Source organism: Methanobrevibacter ruminantium (assembly GCF_016294135.1).
In the GTDB taxonomy this organism is placed as follows: Archaea; Methanobacteriota; Methanobacteria; order Methanobacteriales; family Methanobacteriaceae; genus Methanobrevibacter; species Methanobrevibacter ruminantium_A.
This window is the reverse complement of sequence record NZ_JAEDCO010000009.1, coordinates 20,433-37,011: the sequence shown is the minus strand read 5'-3', so window position 1 is coordinate 37,011 and position 16,579 is coordinate 20,433. Positions and strand designations below refer to the sequence as shown.

At 30.1% G+C, this 16,579-nt stretch carries 16 protein-coding genes; 6 read left to right on the top strand and 10 right to left on the bottom strand.

The genetic code is table 11. The features are described 5' to 3' along the window. Window position 1: 1 nt before the first annotated feature. Complete coding sequence (locus tag VW161_RS03745; RefSeq protein ID WP_304092978.1) at window positions 2-1,378, bottom strand: MATE family efflux transporter; 1,377 nt, start codon at window positions 1,376-1,378, stop codon at window positions 2-4. A gap of 119 nt (window positions 1,379-1,497) precedes the next feature. Between VW161_RS03745 and VW161_RS03740 the strand changes: the two genes are divergently transcribed. The 3 genes from VW161_RS03740 (at window position 1,498) to VW161_RS03730 (ending at window position 4,311) form a co-directional block, all read left to right on the top strand. Then, window positions 1,498-1,821: a hypothetical protein gene (locus VW161_RS03740; RefSeq protein ID WP_304087344.1), complete on the top strand. Its 324-nt coding sequence runs from the start codon at window positions 1,498-1,500 to the stop codon at window positions 1,819-1,821. 570 nt (window positions 1,822-2,391) lie between these two features. Next, window positions 2,392-3,249 carry a hypothetical protein gene (locus VW161_RS03735; protein WP_304104954.1) on the top strand — a complete coding sequence of 286 codons (858 nt, stop codon included), beginning with the start codon at window positions 2,392-2,394 and terminating at the stop codon, window positions 3,247-3,249. 108 nt (window positions 3,250-3,357) lie between these two features. Further along, window positions 3,358-4,311 carry a hypothetical protein gene (locus tag VW161_RS03730; RefSeq protein WP_304087340.1) on the top strand — a complete coding sequence of 318 codons (954 nt, stop codon included), beginning with the start codon at window positions 3,358-3,360 and terminating at the stop codon, window positions 4,309-4,311. Window positions 4,312-4,397: 86 nt separating this feature from the next. Here VW161_RS03730 and VW161_RS03725 read toward each other — a convergent pair whose 3' ends face one another. From VW161_RS03725 to gdhA, 4 genes are all read right to left on the bottom strand, one after another. Next, window positions 4,398-5,231, bottom strand: a complete 834-nt coding sequence (locus tag VW161_RS03725; protein ID WP_304102827.1) for a M48 family metalloprotease — start codon at window positions 5,229-5,231, stop codon at window positions 4,398-4,400. A 206-nt stretch (window positions 5,232-5,437) separates the two neighbouring features. Next, on the bottom strand, window positions 5,438-5,836 hold the full coding sequence (locus VW161_RS03720) for a PaaI family thioesterase (protein WP_304087336.1): 399 nt from the start codon (window positions 5,834-5,836) through the stop codon (window positions 5,438-5,440). A gap of 112 nt (window positions 5,837-5,948) precedes the next feature. Beyond that, complete coding sequence (locus tag VW161_RS03715; protein WP_304087335.1) at window positions 5,949-6,527, bottom strand: sugar O-acetyltransferase; 579 nt, start codon at window positions 6,525-6,527, stop codon at window positions 5,949-5,951. A gap of 170 nt (window positions 6,528-6,697) precedes the next feature. Beyond that, on the bottom strand, window positions 6,698-8,032 hold the full coding sequence (gene gdhA, locus VW161_RS03710) for an NADP-specific glutamate dehydrogenase (protein ID WP_304087333.1): 1,335 nt from the start codon (window positions 8,030-8,032) through the stop codon (window positions 6,698-6,700). 935 nt (window positions 8,033-8,967) lie between these two features. On the opposite strand from gdhA, the gene VW161_RS03705 reads away from it, so the two are divergent. Next, entirely contained in the window at window positions 8,968-9,519 is a 552-nt protein-coding gene (locus tag VW161_RS03705) for a helix-turn-helix domain-containing protein (protein WP_304087331.1), read from the top strand. A gap of 219 nt (window positions 9,520-9,738) precedes the next feature. Here the strand turns inward: VW161_RS03705 and VW161_RS03700 are convergent, their stop codons facing one another. Continuing rightward, window positions 9,739-10,380: a queuosine precursor transporter gene (locus VW161_RS03700; protein WP_304102824.1), complete on the bottom strand. Its 642-nt coding sequence runs from the start codon at window positions 10,378-10,380 to the stop codon at window positions 9,739-9,741. A gap of 360 nt (window positions 10,381-10,740) precedes the next feature. Here VW161_RS03700 and VW161_RS03695 point away from each other — a divergent pair, with 360 nt between their 5' ends. Further along, window positions 10,741-10,974, top strand: coding sequence for a hypothetical protein (locus VW161_RS03695; RefSeq protein ID WP_304087327.1), 234 nt, complete (start codon window positions 10,741-10,743; stop codon window positions 10,972-10,974). Between the two features lie 860 nt (window positions 10,975-11,834). Here the strand turns inward: VW161_RS03695 and dph5 are convergent. From dph5 to VW161_RS03675, 4 genes are all read right to left on the bottom strand, one after another. Beyond that, on the bottom strand, window positions 11,835-12,632 hold the full coding sequence (gene dph5, locus VW161_RS03690) for a diphthine synthase (RefSeq protein ID WP_304086154.1): 798 nt from the start codon (window positions 12,630-12,632) through the stop codon (window positions 11,835-11,837). 309 nt (window positions 12,633-12,941) lie between these two features. Beyond that, window positions 12,942-13,478 (bottom strand): flavodoxin family protein, encoded by a 537-nt coding sequence (locus VW161_RS03685; protein WP_304102821.1) that lies wholly within the window; start codon window positions 13,476-13,478, stop codon window positions 12,942-12,944. 98 nt (window positions 13,479-13,576) lie between these two features. Further along, window positions 13,577-14,734, bottom strand: a complete 1,158-nt coding sequence (locus tag VW161_RS03680; protein ID WP_304093001.1) for an aldo/keto reductase — start codon at window positions 14,732-14,734, stop codon at window positions 13,577-13,579. Between the two features lie 35 nt (window positions 14,735-14,769). Next, window positions 14,770-15,117 (bottom strand): hypothetical protein, encoded by a 348-nt coding sequence (locus tag VW161_RS03675; protein ID WP_304086160.1) that lies wholly within the window; start codon window positions 15,115-15,117, stop codon window positions 14,770-14,772. A gap of 355 nt (window positions 15,118-15,472) precedes the next feature. On the opposite strand from VW161_RS03675, the gene VW161_RS03670 reads away from it, so the two are divergent. Further along, window positions 15,473-16,573, top strand: a complete 1,101-nt coding sequence (locus tag VW161_RS03670) for a class I SAM-dependent methyltransferase (RefSeq protein WP_304093004.1) — start codon at window positions 15,473-15,475, stop codon at window positions 16,571-16,573. The last annotated feature ends 6 nt before the right edge of the window (window positions 16,574-16,579 follow it).

Genomic DNA, 16,579 nt, shown 5'->3' with positions numbered 1-16,579 from the left:
ATTACTCCTTATTGGATTTAATCAATCTTTTAATATGCAAATCTGCCCAGACCATTGTTATTGTATTTACAACAATCTCACCAAGGATTATTCCCCACCAAGCACCATATTCTCCATAGCCCAATACAATAGCTAAAAGTATAGCAAATGCAAGAGTGAAAACAGTTTCCCTTAAGATTGTCTGAAACATTGCAGTTATACCATTTCCAGTTCCTTGGAAAACAAATGTTGATGTGCATCCATAACCCATTGTTGGGAAATAAATTACTATCACTGATAGGAATGCAATTAGCGGTGGAGTCAATCTTGTGCTTGTACCTGTGTATGCAAAGACTGAAACTATCTGAGGAGCAAATAGATAAACGACCATAGCAGCTATAAAACCAAATAGAATAGCTATTTTCATGGAATATCTATGAGCAACCAAAATCTCATCATACTTTTTAGCACCATAATTTGCACCTACAACGGATATCAAGGCTGTAGCTATTGCAATGATAGGAGTGGTTGCAATTGTCACAACTCTCCATCCAGTTGAATATACTGCAACAGCATCAGTTGAAGCCACGACAACAAGCAAAAGTGAGAACAATGCCGCAAACAATGCATTGTTTATTAGTTCCAAACTTGCCGGCAACCCCACTTTCAAGATATCAATAGAAATTGATTTGCTAAATCTATAATTGGATAAGAATGGCTTTAAGTAAGTGTCCTTCTTAACATAGAACCAATAAAACAAAATAATATTTACAAGCAATAGGGAAATCAATGTTGCAATAGCTGCTCCTTTAACGCCTAAATTCAGACCATAAATAAAAATCGGGTCTAATACCATATTTAAAATTGAAGAAAAGAGCATTGCATACATTGTCCTGCTTGCATCACCTTCTCCCCTAAGGACCCCATATAAGGCATTTGATAAGATAACAAGAATTGAACCTAAGGATAGGATTACCCCATAATCCATTGCATAGCCAATTGTGCTTCCTGCACCCATTCCAAGCAGAATGTCATTTAGGAAAATAAGTAGCATGATTGTTGCAATTACTGAAATGATTACTGTAATAAAAATAGTATGAATGGCTCCGTTATTTGCCTTCTGCCTATTTTCCTCACCAATATACTTTGATAAGGCAGAGGCAGAACCTGCACCTAAACCATTACCGATTCCCATGAGTGCAATGAAAATAGGGCTTACAAAACCAACACCCGCCAAGGCATCTGCACCTAAGCTAGATACCCAAATGGCATCGATTACGCTATAAAGACTTGTGATAAACAATGAGATGATAAGTGGAATGGACATCTTCCATAACGCCTTCTTAGGATCTCCTAATATGGAATCCACTCCTTGAGAATTTTTTATATTATCGTTCATTTTATCACAAATTCTTAAATTATTTTTATTTAAAAATTAATTAGTTTAAATTGTTTATTACTTATAACTATATATATATTAAACAAAATTTATATAAATAACTATTAAGATGTGGTATTATGAAAGAAAACAATTATGTAATATTCAAAAAACAGTATGGAAACATTAAACATCCAAGAGTAAAGGAATTATCCATCAATTTAAATGGCGTGAAAATATATGAAAAAGAGCAATCAATGATAATCAATATCATCGTTCCGGTAGAAGATTCAACTAAAACTATGAACTACTTTGAGGAATTTAACTTGGGAGAAGACATTCAGTTCAATATTGCAGGAACTGGAGACTTTGAATGCATATTCAGAGGAATCTCACCAGTGATTGATAAAAATAGCTATTCCTCATTTTCAATTACAGTTCAAGAAAAAGAACCTCAAGACTAGATGAGAGGATAAAAATTAAATTATGTTGAGCAGTTGCTGATTCTTACAAACATCATATGAAAAAACATAATAATCACAAAAGCGGAAAATCACAAAATAAATTCTATTAATTTAAATAAAAATGCGACCAATATTTTCAATAGTTATTCTTTAGAATATTAATTTAATCAAACATCCACTTCATTATTTTATATCTAAAACTTTTTTTAAAAAACAAAACAAACCTTATCAACATCACCCATGCCATAATAGCAAATTTATTAAAATTTTATAAAAATTATAAAAATAAAGAATTGGAAATTTTAAAAATTTTTCAAACACTGCTTTTAAGAAAATTTTTTTATTGAACTATTTTAAAGCTTATTTTTCAATATAAACATCTATAAAAAAGACTTTATAGGATTTAAAATTTACCAAAAAATTACGAAATGATATCAATATTAAAATAAAGTTGTAAAATTGCTTTAATTTTATTATAATATCCTAAAAAGTTTTTATAAACGATAATAATTTATATTATGAAGATAAATAAAAAAATAAAGAACATTAAGCATTATTAAGGTGAAATATATGATTGATGAAATTTTTCAAGAGTATAAAAAGCAGGAAAATGACAACATCATCCTTATGACAAAGCACTTTGGAATTGATGTGGAGTGTCTCCTGTATCCAAATATAAACAACGATTTGATAGTCATTTTAGATAGTGTTAATCTCTTAAATGAAGAAGTGGATTCCTTTAAGCTTATAGATGTTTTTTATGAGAAAATTATTAAGGAAGGGATATTATTGGGCATTGGCTTTGGCAAAGCTCATATGATAAAGAAAATCTTGGAATTTCCTCTAAGCAAAAGTGAAATTTTTGATATAAATCTAAAGGAATACCATGAATATTATCCTCCTTTTGATGAATCAAAATCCGATTTTGAAAAAGTTGAGGAAGATGGGATTGGAAGACTCAAAGTATCTGTAAATGATGATCCAAGCAAACTTGAAGTTGAAATATCCGCAGTTGCATACATCTCCAAAATAATTGATGATAACCATAAGGAATTGAAGAAGATTCTTTTTGAAGAGTTCTTAGATGAATTTGAAATAGATAGGAAAAAAGCCAAATTTACAGCAAATAAAAAGATTCGAATTGATGGTGAAAATTTAAGGCCATTAATAAAATCCAGATTTTTCAAAGAGAAAAGAGGGAAATATAAAATCAAGAAGATAATCGAAGACTACTTTGAATACATGATAGATATGGGTTTGGATATAGGAATCAGAACCGGACTGAGATTGGTTATTGAAGATATTCAAAGGGACATCATACCTTATGAGCTATTGGAAAACTTATCCGAAACTGAAACGATGATGTATATTCAAAAGGAGCATAGCGATTATATCTATAAGAAATACGACACCAAAGTCAGCATTTAAATCTATGGATATGGAATTAATGGAATAATTGGAATAAATGAAATTAATGGATTTATGGATTCATGGGGGTGTTTATAAAAGGAATTTATGAATCAAAAAGGTGAAATCATGAGCTATTTAATAAATGAAATCTATGAACTTTACGAAAAGCATTTGGAAATAACAGAACCTGTATTGAAAAACATGGGAGTTGAAGACAATATTCACAATTATCTTATTGATGTGAATATGGATCTTGAAATATTGCTTGAATCCAATGACATAATCCGATACGAATATGATGAGCTTCAAGAGAAAATTAAGCAGGCATATGATGAAATATTCAAGGAAGGAATACTATTTGGAATCATAGTCGGAAAAATCATCAAGCTAAACAATTGCTTGGAAGATAAGGAGAAGTACAATGAATATCTGTGTAGAAACTATGATTACTACACAGAATACAGCTTTAAGATAGATTTCTTCAAAAAGGTAATTCCTCCAATAAAAATCAGAAAATCAACAAGGGAAAGCAGTCCGAGACAATTGAATTACAGAAACAAGAAGTATGAGGAAAAAAGGAAAGTGAATGGAATCAATGTAAACTGTGAGGAAATCAAGGATTCATATTACACCATCAATGAAGAGATAATTATATATAAGAGAAGAATTGAAGAAGATGGAATAATGAGATTCCTTGAGGATGAGGAAATTGATGATGAGATAAAAAATCAATATTCAAACATAAATGACAAGTTATTTGAAAAGCTCTTTAATATCCTAGAAGTCAATCTGAACAATGCCGAGAGAGCTTGTCAAAATTATTATCGCTTCGACACATTTACAGCCCATGACATGTTTGTATCCAATCTGTTTGCAAACTTAGAAGGAGAATTTGAAGCTAGGGAACTGATTAATTTGTACTTAAAATATGTCTTCTTTAAAGGAATTGACATTGGAATATTAAATGGAAAAATGTTTTTTGTATATGATATTCAAGAGGGATTCTTGAATTACTATAAAATACAGAACATGAACAGTGAAGAAAAAAGCAGATATTTGATTAAAGAATTGTTTGATTAGGTTTTTATAAGAACGTGAAAAATTAAAAAAAAAAGAATAAAAAGATAAAAAGTTAAAAAAATAAACTTTTTAAATTAGATTAAAAATTATTGAATCTTTTGACCGCAATTGGTACAGAAATTGTCTCCAGAACCAATTTGAGTTCCACATTTCGGACATACATTGGCTTTTGAAGCATTAGGGGTAGTCGGATTTGCTTTACCGTATTCTGCTGTTGGTTTAGCATCACCGATTACAGGCCCTTTAGTGAAATCCTTATCACTGTCAATCTCAGCGATTAAAGCTTTCATGTTTGCAATCCTTTTTTCATCAGAAGGGTGTGTTGAGAAGAATTCAAAATTATTTCCTCCTCTTTGACTCATATTTTCCCAAAATGCAGGAATGCCACTAATGTCATAACCTGCCCAATGAATGATCAACATACCTAGTCTGTCTGCTTCCAATTCCTGGTCTCTTCCGAATGGCTTTACGAATAAAAAGTCAGACCCGATGTTTGCAGCATTGATTGATGCTCTTGTAATGTCTCCTATAGCACCTAAACCAAAGATATCTAAAATGAAGCTTCCAAAGTAACCAGCAGTTGCAACAGTGTTTTTAGCACTTTCTACACTTGCACGGGTTCTTGAATGGTCAAGCAATGCATGTGCCATTTCATGACCTAAAATGAAAGCTATTCTCTCTTCAGCATTTGCAATAGAAAGAATGCCTGAAAACATCACTATTTTTCCACCAGGCATACAAAATGCATTTACTGTTTTATCAGCCAATAAATGCACATCCCAATCATAATAATCTTGAATATAGTCCATTCTACCAATTTGTGTAAGATATGCTTCCACTGCCTTAATCAATCTTACAGCAACAGCCCTAACCAATTGACCTTCAGGCGCATTGTCTAGAACTTGAGCCTGTTGGACCATACTGCAATATTGCCTATAGGAATCCTCTAGAAACTTATCATCATTTACTATATCAAAATGACTTTTGCCAGTGAATGGGTTTAAACTGCTTCTTTGATCTTTTGTAATTTTATCACCAAAATCAATTAATCGCTTAATTATATTATTTATTGTCCATTAATAAAAATAATTTATATTTAATTGAAAAATTTATTTTTAATAAAAATCTACATTTTATATCCTGTTCCAACAAACTGGGCAATTTCCCTACCTGTGTCATCTGTAATGTCAACATTTATGACAGAGGTTGTTCTCCCATCTTTACGGACTGTAGCTTTTGCTATAAGCTTTTCTCCTTTTGCTCCGCTTAAATAGTTTATGCTTACTTGAAGACCTACTGTCAACTTATGCAGTTGATTGGACATCACTGCAAATGCAAAATCTCCAAGAGTGAAAATTGCTCCACCCATTACAGCACCGAAACCGTTTCTGAAATCCTCCTTGACCTCTACACTGCAAATGCAATAATCCTCTCCAAGCTCATCTAACTGAATCCCCAATTTTGCTGCAAATTTATCTCCATTGAAAAATTCTCTTGCTTCTTCTATTGATTCAAATGTAGTCAAAACAATCACCTAATTGAAATGTGAATAAAAGTAATTTATAATAATATTATTATATTCAAAATCATTAAAAAGATTATTCTACTTAATAAGGTTTAGGAATAATTGAAATCAATTATTCATCTGTTTTAACCTTTCTAATAAATTTAGCAGGAATTCCAGCAACAATGGAACATTCATCTACATCTTTTGTCACAACTGCCCCGGCTGCAATGATTGCACCGTCACCTATTGTAACTCCAGGCAAAATTGTTGCATTTGAACCAATCCAAACATTGTTTCCAATCTTGATTGGAGCTGCAATTAAATTAGCCCGATTCTGTGGATTTTCATCATGATTTAATGTAGCCATAACAACATTATGACCAATCAACACATCATCCCCAATATAGATTCCACCTTGATCTTGGAACTTGCATCCTGCATTGATAAAGACATTTTTACCAAGGTGAATGTTCTTGCCGAAATCTGTGAAAAATGGAGTGAAAACCCTAAATTCCTCATCGAGTTCCTTACCGATTAGCTTAGAGAACAATTCTCTCCTTTCATCAAAATCATGAAAATTATAATTTAATTCACAAGTGATCTTTTGAGCTTCTATACTGTAATAATTGCATGCATCAGCAGCTTCCACGTCCATAACCAATGCATCACCAGCATTGAAAATATCCAATAATTCATTAAGTTCTAACATAATTATAAATTGGTTTTAATAAAATATAAAAATTTTTAAAAAAAAAGAAATTAATAGAATTGAAAAAATGAAATAATGAAAAATAGATTATAAATTAAGAATAAAAAAAGAATAAAAAACAGTTTTAAAACTATTCGAAAAAAAAGAAGAATAGGGAGTATAGAGAAGTTCTATACGATTCCTTGAGCATTCATTGCGTCAACTACTTTTAAGAATCCAGCAATGTTAGCTCCAACTACATAGTTTTTCTCAAATCCGTAATCTTTAGCTGCCGCATCAACATTAGCAAAGATGTTTTCCATGATTCCTTGGAGTTTTGAGTCAACTTCTTCAAAGGTCCAGGATAATCTTTGGGAGTTTTGAGACATTTCAAGTGCGGAAGTAGCTACTCCACCTGCATTGGAAGCTTTACCTGGTGCGAATAAAACACCGTTTTCTTGTAAGTATTCGGTTGCTTCAATAGTAGTAGGCATGTTTGCACCTTCAGCAACTGCAGTTACTCCGTTAGCAACTAAAGTTTTAGCATCTTCTAATTGTAATTCATTTTGAGTAGCACATGGAAGAGCAATGTCACATTTTACAGTCCATACACCTTTACCTTCGTGGTATTCAGCGGATGGTCTTGCTTCAGCATATGCAGTTAATCTTTCACGTCTTACTTCTTTAACTTCTTTTAATAATTCTACGTCGATTCCTTCTGGGTCGTAAATCCAACCGGTGGAATCGGAACAGGTTACAGGTTTACCGCCTAATTGTTGAGCTTTTTGAATTGCGTAAATAGCTACGTTACCTGCACCAGATACTGCAATGGTTTTTCCAGCAATATCGATGTCATTTGCTTTTAACATTGCGTTAGTGAAGTATAATAAACCATATCCAGTTGCTTCAGTTCTTGCAAGAGATCCACCAAAGGTTAATCCTTTACCAGTAAGCACTCCTTCGTATAAACCTTGGAGTCTTTTGTATTGGCCGAATAAGTAACCGATTTCTCTACCACCTACACCGATATCTCCAGCAGGAACGTCAGTGTCAGCACCAATGTATTTGCAGAGTTCAGTCATAAAGCTTTGACAGAATGCCATAACTTCTCTATCAGATTTTCCTTTAGGGTCAAAGTTGGATCCTCCTTTACCTCCACCAATTGGAAGGCCGGTTAAGGAGTTTTTGAAGATTTGTTCAAATCCTAAGAATTTAATAATACCAACATTTACGGAAGGGTGGAAACGGAGACCTCCTTTGTAAGGTCCAATTGCACTGTTGAATTGTACTCTGTAACCGGTGTTCACTTGTACTTGACCGTTGTCGTCTACCCAAGGGACTCTGAATTTGATTTGTCTTTCTGGGTTGACTAATCTTTCTAAAAGTGCATCTTTTCTGTATTGTTCTTCGTTTTCTTCGATTACGACTCTTAAAGATTCTAATACTTCTTTTACAGCTTGATGAAACTCAGGTTCATCAGGGTTCTCTTTAACAATTAAGTCAATTACTTCATCAACATAGGACATAATTTAATCTCCATTTGTTTAAATAAAAAAATGAATTTAATATATTTTTAAATTTGAAATAATTAATTAACTAATAATTAATTATTATTGATTAAAAATAGCTAATAAAATTCAACTATATTTCAACTAACTATACTTAACTACAAAAGACATTTAACTATTCTCAGCTATTTCTAAGCAAATATAAGTAAATATTAGTAAATTAATTATTAGTAAAACATTATTTAAAGAATTTAAATAATATCTTTAGACATTTCCAGACAAGATCACACCATCATAAATGATAGGGGAAAACCTTTTCCGATTTATGCCTAATTATAAATTGAATAATATTCAATATAAAGGTACCTATTTTTAAAAAATTTTTATTTACAATTCAATATTTAAGGTATACAAATTTTAAACTATTTAAAAAAATTAAAAATAGAAATAGAAAATATCTCAAATAAAGCTTTAAAATAAAAAATATTAACGAAAATAAAATATAGACAAGTCAATGTTAAAGGTAGACAAAAACGAAAAGTTTAATAATAATAAAAAATATAGGCCATTATTAAGGAAAAAAGCTAATTTTTCCAACACTGAAAATTGTTTAAGAATAGGAAATTTCATAAAAAACATTGGAAAAATTTAAAATTAGATCATAATATTTTTCTACAAATATTTGAACAAAATCAATAATTTTACAATAAAAATAGAAAATATAGAAAAATTAAGTAAAAAAATAAATATTGTTTAAAAAAATTTATAAATAATTTTCATGTGTAAATATAATTTAAATTTCAATTAATCGGCACCAGTCGGAAAACAAAGTGCCAATTAAAATTGAATAAAATAATAAATAAAATAATAATTTTATAAACAATACTACAAATTATAGAATTAAAACTTGAACACTAATAAATTTAAAATTTTAAAAAAAATGAGGGAATTATATGAGAATCCTGATTTCAAACCTAAAGGGAAAAGAACTTTTGGATATTGCTATGAAAAATAGAATCGAAAAATTGGTATCCGTATATACAAACTATAATGAAACAAGCTTGCTTGACCAGTACATGATGAAGGAAAACATTAAAATCAGCACAACAAGTGCCATTGAAGCTTCAAAGCAATTAACATACATTATTCGAAATTCAAAAGAAGAAGGAAATGAGATCTTTGTTGCAACTGATGGAAACTTCATAGGTTCCATCTTAAACTTCGTTGCAAATAAGGAAGGGGCAGACCACATTTACTATTGCTTCAATGACCAAGCGATACAAATGCCTAAATTAAGCATAAACCTCTCTAAAACAAAAATGAAAATTCTAAAAACCCTTGAAGAGTCTGAGCAAACCGCTATCCTAATTGGAAAGAATGTAGGGATTTCAAGAGCTATGGTCTACAAGCACATCAATAGCCTAATGGAAGACGGTTTGGTAGGGCAAACAAAACAGTATGAAAAATATTACCTTACAAATGCAGGAAAGATGATGATTATTTAAAAACATCATTAACCCTATATTTAAAAAAAAGCCTAATAACAATTCTAATAAAAAAAAAATATCCTCATAGAAAAATAGAAATAAATCCATATAATTCCAATAAAAAAAGAAAATATTAAAATGTGAAAACAAAATGATTCACATTTTAAAAATGTTTTAATTTAATTTTTTATTTGATATAACTAATTAATATTCATCTGATAAGTAATTTTAAATTAATTAATCTTCAGCAGGTTTTCCTTTTTCAGCCCATCTTACAGTCATTGAAGTGAATGGCTGTGCAATTACAGTCCATACTAAACTGAGTGCCCAATGGGTGATGATCATTATTAAAATGTCCACTACAGAGTACATTCCAACAAATGCTAAACCGATAAAAACAAAGTTATCGATTAATTGACTGAATGCAATAACTGCTAAGTTAATACCAGATGAGTAACTTTTACCTTTGTTTACAATAGTAGTCAACCTTGCATTTACTAAGTTACCAATTAAATAACTAATGTATGAAGCTACAAGAATTCTTGGGGTTTGAGTAAATACAAAGGATAATGCTGCATCACCAGTAAAGAAATCTGGGGATGGCAAGAATAATATTAAAGTAGTCATAAATACGAATAATACGTCAGCAGCAATACCTAATGCAAGGGTTCTTTGTGCAACTCTTTCACCATATACATCAGCAATTACGTTAGTTAAAATATATACTAAAGGATAGATCAATACTCCCGCAGGAGTTTCCATACCTAAGAAATTAATGTTAATAATCTTAACTGTAATTAAGTTTGCAATGGTAAAAGCCATACAGAAGAATACTGTGAGTATTACTCTTTTTTCTGTAAAGTCAAAATTTAAATCCATTTAATCAATCCTTAATCCAATAAAGTTAAAATAATAGATTAAATATTTTAAGTTAATGAAATATTAATTTAAAAAGAAGATTTTTAAAAAATAAGATATTTCATACAACATATTAAATATTTAACTTACTCAAATATAAATATTTAGTATTACTTATGCAATCCCTATAAAATTTCCATGAACTTCTTATGCAGATTTTCATTAAATCTGCAAAATTTTTATGATAGTAAGAAAATTTTATATAATTTATAAACATATTAATTAATAGAATTAATAGATTCATATTATAATTATCTATTTTAAAAATCTAATTTTAAAAATCTAATTTTAAAAATCTAATTTTAAATGGGGAATTGAATCATGAACTCCAAAAACAATCAAGAAGATCCAAGTCCAATTGATGAAATCAAAAAGGAATACTTGGAAAAAATAGACTATTTTGGAAATAGAAGAAGCAAATATGCCCTCTATAAAAAATTCAGTAAAAAATACAACCTTAACAAGAGAGTTTTCCTTTACATTATCAATCAGGCCCATGAAGATGTTGGAAGCCCAAAAAGATATGAATTGAACGCAAATAGAAATAGAAAATAAAAATGATCTTAACTAATTTTCAAAAGATTTCCCTAATGAAATAAATATTATTTCATATCTTAAATAATATCTAATTTTTATATCCTCTAAAATTAAAACGAAAGATTTATAAGTTCTCATAACATAATATTATACGATGTGTATATAATTACATATCATTAATAAATTTATAATCTCCAATAAAAATAATTTATTAATCAATAATATTAATATAAGAGGATATTTGACTATTGTCTTAATAAAAAAGTCCTATATAAATTACCTTAAAACTTGATATTGCATAAGTGCAATTTCTTATACAAATTACCTAAATACTATAAAAGTACTTATTAATTTTTTAAAGATGATAAAAAATATCCTCTTATTTTAAATTTCTTTTTTTAAACATAACCAAATTTATAAAAAAGTTTTGCAATACAATTAATTATCATATTTCTAATATATTAAAGAAAACTTTAATATTTTTATAAAAAACTAATTATTTTTAATAATTAGTTATATAAAAAATAGTTCTAAAATATGAAAATATTTATTAATTAAAAAAATAAAAATAAGTATAGGATTAACATCCATTGGGGAAATGAAAAATATTATAAAATTATTTATAGTAATTTTCATTAAAAGAACATAGTAAAACGGAATTTTTATGATTTATATTTTAAAATAAATTTTAAAAATTATTTAAAAGATTAGAAACTAACAAACTAACTACTATGTTCTTTCCAATTTTTTTCTAATTTAATTATTTTTATAATTTTTACAAGATTATTAACCAATTGCTATTTTTATAAATTTTACAATTTATCTGATCAACTGCTATTTTTAAAAAAAGATAAATTTAAAGCAAAATAGCATATTAATCAGATATCCTCCAGGATTTCTTTAGGAGCCCCAGCAACTTCCACCAAATATTCGGCTTCAACAATATGCAATTTGGAAGGAATTACAATGCAATGAAGAGGACCTCCAAAATCAAAATCAATTAGGTCTTTAACATATCCTGCCTTTACAAGATTATCCTTAGATCCCACTCTTGCAATACCAATAGCTAGAGTTTCCTCATTAACAAGTCCTTCATGGTCAAGGTTATCCTTAATGGCCATTAGATTTTCCAACCCTTCATTTACAGTCATGTACTTATCATTATGTGCTTGAATATCCAATAGGACCAAGGTATGCATATCCATCTTTAAGTTCTCTTCAATAGATATATACGGGGATTTAGGGAAATAATTATACTCCAAATCAGGGAATGGAATGGTAGTGACCTTACCGAACTTATATGCTTGAAGGCCTGAAATAGCTGGTGCTGAAGATAAAATGCTTGATCCGTGAATGACTTCAAAATCAATATCATTTCTTGCACATTCCACTAGAAAATCAGAATGTGTTGTAGCTATTAAAGGGTCTCCACCAGTAATCAATGCAACATCCTTATCTTTAGCTTCCCTTAAAAAGATTGACTCTTCTTCCACCTGAGTTCTGTCAAGAACAATAATCTCCTTTCCAATAATTGATTCAATCTTTTCAAAATTAGAGCCGAATAAGCGTGAAGTGAAAAACTCAGCATAAACCTTATCCACTTTTTTTAATGCTTCCAAACCTTTTAAAGATATGTCCTTTTCATCGAATAATCCTAAACCAACCAAATAAAACATAAAATCACTTAAATAATATTAATAAAATCAATCTAATTACAACAAAATAACGAAAAAAGGTTAAATTTTAAATAAAAAGTAAAAATAGATTAATAAAAAAAGGGCGCTTAATAACACAGGCCCACCATAAACCTGCTCTTCACGTTAAAAAGCAACCCTTTTTACACCATACATCACCACTTTATTTTAAAAAAAAAGCGTAGCTGTTTTATAAACAGCTAATAATATTTTATACATAACTTATATTTAAAGTTTCGCGAAAATTCGTATAATATAGAACTATTTGCCTAACTAAAAAAATAATAAATATTAAAGGGATTTGCCTAATTCATAAGCCATATTAGGATAGTTTGAATTAATGACATCTGGCTTTAAATAACAGAAAGTAGCCAATATTTTACCGCAATCTTCAAAACCCAAATAGCGAACTATATTATCATAATTCAATTCAAGTGCAGACATGGTCCAATCATTCCCATCAGTTGCAGTTGCAAGCAATGCAGACTTCTTGCCAGCCCCCATGATTTCATAATTGATTGAATAAAATCTATCTATAACCGCTTTTATTTGAGCTGAAAGACCGAAATAATACAATGGACTAACAAAAACGATCATATCTGAAGACATGATCTTATCATAAATATTATCCATAGAATCTGAATAAACACATTTTCCACCATGAACTCTGCAGGAATCACATCCTCTGCATGGAGATACATCTTCAAAAGCAGAGTCAAATCTATAAACATTATGTCCTGCTTCCTCTGCACCCCTAATAAATTCACATGCTAAAACATTTGAAGTGCCATCTCTATGCGGACTTCCTGTAATCATTAAAATTTCCATTATAAAACCCCAAATTAAAAAACATTATATTAAAAAAAAATAAGAATGAATAACTGTTAAATGAATAAAAATAAAAAAGGAAAAATTAATTTAAAAGGTTAATTATCATCCTTAGTGAATCCATAAACCTCTGTTTCAAAGGTTTTAGCAACTTCGGGCATTAAGCTTGCAATATCAAGTTGCTGAGGACATTCCTTCATGCATGCTTCACAGCCAGTACAGTCAGAAGCAATTCCCACCCCATCCAAAAATGAATAGTTTCTATATGCATTTCCAACTGCAGTGAATTCACCAACCTTTAAACCTTGAATCTTCTCGTTGTTATACAAGTCAAACAATTTAGGAATCATGATATTTGAAGGACATGAACTAATGCAGTAATTACACTTAGTGCAAGGGATTGCAATATTACTGTTAATAATTTCAGTTACGTCCTCAATGATCTTATGCTCTTCCTCATTAAGTGGATTGTAGTCATCCATGAAACCTAGGTTTTCTTCCATTTGCTCCAAGCTGCTTGCACCAGACAATACCATGAACACACCATCGATTCCTGCTACATAACGCAATGCCCAAGATACTGGAGATTCATCAGGATTATACTCTTTCAATTTTTTCTCCGCTTCTTCAGGAAGATCTGCCAAGAATCCTCCTTTCAATGGTTCCATAACAATAATAGGCAAACCATACTTATGAGCAACTTCAACACATTTTCTTGATTCTACCCCATCATTTTCCCAGTCAAGATAATTGATTTGCAATTGGACAAATTCCATTTCAGGATGTTCCTTCAATATATTGTCCAGGAATTCTGCATTTGCATGAGTGGAAAGACCTAACTTCTTGATTTTACCTTCATCTTTCATCTTTTTACAGAAACCAAAGGTATCTACATATTTCCATCCTGCTTCAGAAAAGCTGCTTACATTATGAATCATATAATAATCAAAGTAATCTACACCGCAACGTTCCAATTGTTCCTTGAAGATTGGTTCCACTTGAGACTCTTCAGTGATTAAGAAAGTTGGCATCTTATCTGCAATTACAAATGAGTCCCTTGGATAACGTTCTACGACCGCTTTTCTTAAAGCAACTTCACTTGCTCCATCATGATAAGCATAAGCGGTATCAAAGTAATTGAAGCCGTTTTCCATATAAACATCTGCCATCTTCTTAACTTGTTCAAAATCTACACTTGAGAAATCATTTTCATCAAGTTGTGGCAATCTCATCATTCCAAATCCCATATTCTTCATATTAATCTCCTAAACCATTAAAATTTTAATAAGTCTTAATCCTTATAGAACATCTGTTTATTATATTCCTTTTCCAATTCCAACTGTCTAATTTTTCTATCGTATTGAGCGGCCTCTTCCTCTTTAAATTCAATTAAGCCACTGATAAGAATATCAATCTTCTTTTGACAATCCATCATTGCCTTTTCCTTTTGAATCTTCAAAGATTCAATCTCATTATCTATTTCCATAAGCCTTAATTCACTCATTGGATAATAGCTAAAACCTAAGGCTTCATCAAGGGCATGGTCCAAAAGATCCTGCAATTTCAATCCTTTTGATTTGGCAAGGTCTTTTTTCTCCTTATTTATCTTCACACTAGTTGTCTCATTAAAACAACCCATAATTATCACCTAAAGATAATCCTAATCAATATATTTCCAAATAATACTAAAATAATATTGTATAATATATAATCTAAAATTTTATATATATAAAATTAATGTTAAAGAACAATATATATGATTTTTCAAAAAAATCATTTTGAAGATAAGATAATCTTAAAAACAATAAAAATTAAATATTTATTCAAAAGAGAAAAATAATTTAAAATAATAAACTAATTAAATAATAAAAAAATATTGAAAATTCGATGCGGAAAAAGTATCGATTTAAACAAAATAACGATTGATAAAACTTAAGGCCTATACAACAAATAGGAAAATTATAAATGATAAAACTAGTTTAATAAAAGATATTATGTTAACACTAAAAATTCCAGTGCAGAATATAGAGGCGACAAGACAAATTGTACTAAATCATAAAATTATTGACTTTGACTATAAGATTAAAGTCGAAAATGGTTTCGGACATATTCCCATTAAAGAAGGAACAGATGAGGAATTGCTTTCAAAAGTTATGGAAGAGTGCAAGAAAGAAATCATTAAGCAAAATGAGAATTATACAATCGAAATTATGGATTTAAGCCAAGAAGAAGACCTCGAAACTGTAAAGAGATTTCCAAGAAGCATAACAGAACTTCTTAAAGGCAAATTAAGTGAAGAGGAAAGTGAAGAGCTTAAAAAATCCTTTGACATCATTGGGGATGTTGTGATTGTAGAGATTCCAGAAGATCTTGAAGCCCATAAAAAGGAAATAGGTCAAGCAACCCTCCAATTCACTAAACGAAAAACTGTTTACATGAAAAAAAGTGCAATTAAGGGTGTTATAAGAGTAAGGGAACTTGAACTTATCGCTGGAGAGGACACTCCTATCACAATCCATAAAGAACATGGCACTAGATTGAAATTGGATGTGAAAAACGTTTATTTCTCACCAAGACTTGCTACTGAAAGGAAAAGGGTGCAAGAAGCAACACAAGATGGAGAAGAGATTCTTGACATGTTTGCAGGAATCGGACCGTTTCCAATTGTAATCGCTCATGAAAAGAATGTGAACATAACTGCAGTGGACATCAATGAATATGCGATTAAGTACTTGAATGAGAATATCAAGCTAAATAAGTTGGCGCCTAATGCTCACATCACGGCAATTTGTGGTGATACAAATGAAGTTGCATTAAATGAATTAAAGGGAAAGAAATTCGATAGACTTATTATGAATCTTCCAGGGTTAGCACCTGAATTCTTAGATTTGGCTGTTTCATTATGCAAGGATGGTGGAGTCATTCACTATTACGAGTTTTCAGATGGATTTTCACAAGGTATAAAAAGAGCACAAATAGCTTGTGAGAAACAAAACAAGGAAGTTGAAATACTAAATACACGTAAAGTTAAATCATCAAGCCCAGGAATGTGGCATGTAGCTATTGATTGTAAAGTAAATGAAAATAATAGTTAAAATAGA

What these genes read in the sequence shown, in the direction of transcription:
- VW161_RS03745 (WP_304092978.1), bottom strand. Translation starts at nt 1,378, where the DNA reads ATGAACGATAATATAAAAAATTCTCAAGGAGTGGATTCCATATTAGGA.
- VW161_RS03740 (WP_304087344.1), top strand. Translation starts at nt 1,498, where the DNA reads ATGAAAGAAAACAATTATGTAATATTCAAAAAACAGTATGGAAACATT.
- VW161_RS03735 (WP_304104954.1), top strand. Translation starts at nt 2,392, where the DNA reads ATGATTGATGAAATTTTTCAAGAGTATAAAAAGCAGGAAAATGACAAC.
- VW161_RS03730 (WP_304087340.1), top strand. Translation starts at nt 3,358, where the DNA reads ATGAGCTATTTAATAAATGAAATCTATGAACTTTACGAAAAGCATTTG.
- VW161_RS03725 (WP_304102827.1), bottom strand. Translation starts at nt 5,231, where the DNA reads ATGGTCCAACAGGCTCAAGTTCTAGACAATGCGCCTGAAGGTCAATTG.
- VW161_RS03715 (WP_304087335.1), bottom strand. Translation starts at nt 6,527, where the DNA reads ATGTTAGAACTTAATGAATTATTGGATATTTTCAATGCTGGTGATGCA.
- gdhA (WP_304087333.1), bottom strand. Translation starts at nt 8,032, where the DNA reads ATGTCCTATGTTGATGAAGTAATTGACTTAATTGTTAAAGAGAACCCT.
- VW161_RS03705 (WP_304087331.1), top strand. Translation starts at nt 8,968, where the DNA reads ATGAGAATCCTGATTTCAAACCTAAAGGGAAAAGAACTTTTGGATATT.
- VW161_RS03700 (WP_304102824.1), bottom strand. Translation starts at nt 10,380, where the DNA reads ATGGATTTAAATTTTGACTTTACAGAAAAAAGAGTAATACTCACAGTA.
- VW161_RS03695 (WP_304087327.1), top strand. Translation starts at nt 10,741, where the DNA reads ATGAACTCCAAAAACAATCAAGAAGATCCAAGTCCAATTGATGAAATC.
- dph5 (WP_304086154.1), bottom strand. Translation starts at nt 12,632, where the DNA reads ATGTTTTATTTGGTTGGTTTAGGATTATTCGATGAAAAGGACATATCT.
- VW161_RS03685 (WP_304102821.1), bottom strand. Translation starts at nt 13,478, where the DNA reads ATGGAAATTTTAATGATTACAGGAAGTCCGCATAGAGATGGCACTTCA.
- VW161_RS03680 (WP_304093001.1), bottom strand. Translation starts at nt 14,734, where the DNA reads ATGAAGAATATGGGATTTGGAATGATGAGATTGCCACAACTTGATGAA.
- VW161_RS03675 (WP_304086160.1), bottom strand. Translation starts at nt 15,117, where the DNA reads ATGGGTTGTTTTAATGAGACAACTAGTGTGAAGATAAATAAGGAGAAA.
- VW161_RS03670 (WP_304093004.1), top strand. Translation starts at nt 15,473, where the DNA reads ATGTTAACACTAAAAATTCCAGTGCAGAATATAGAGGCGACAAGACAA.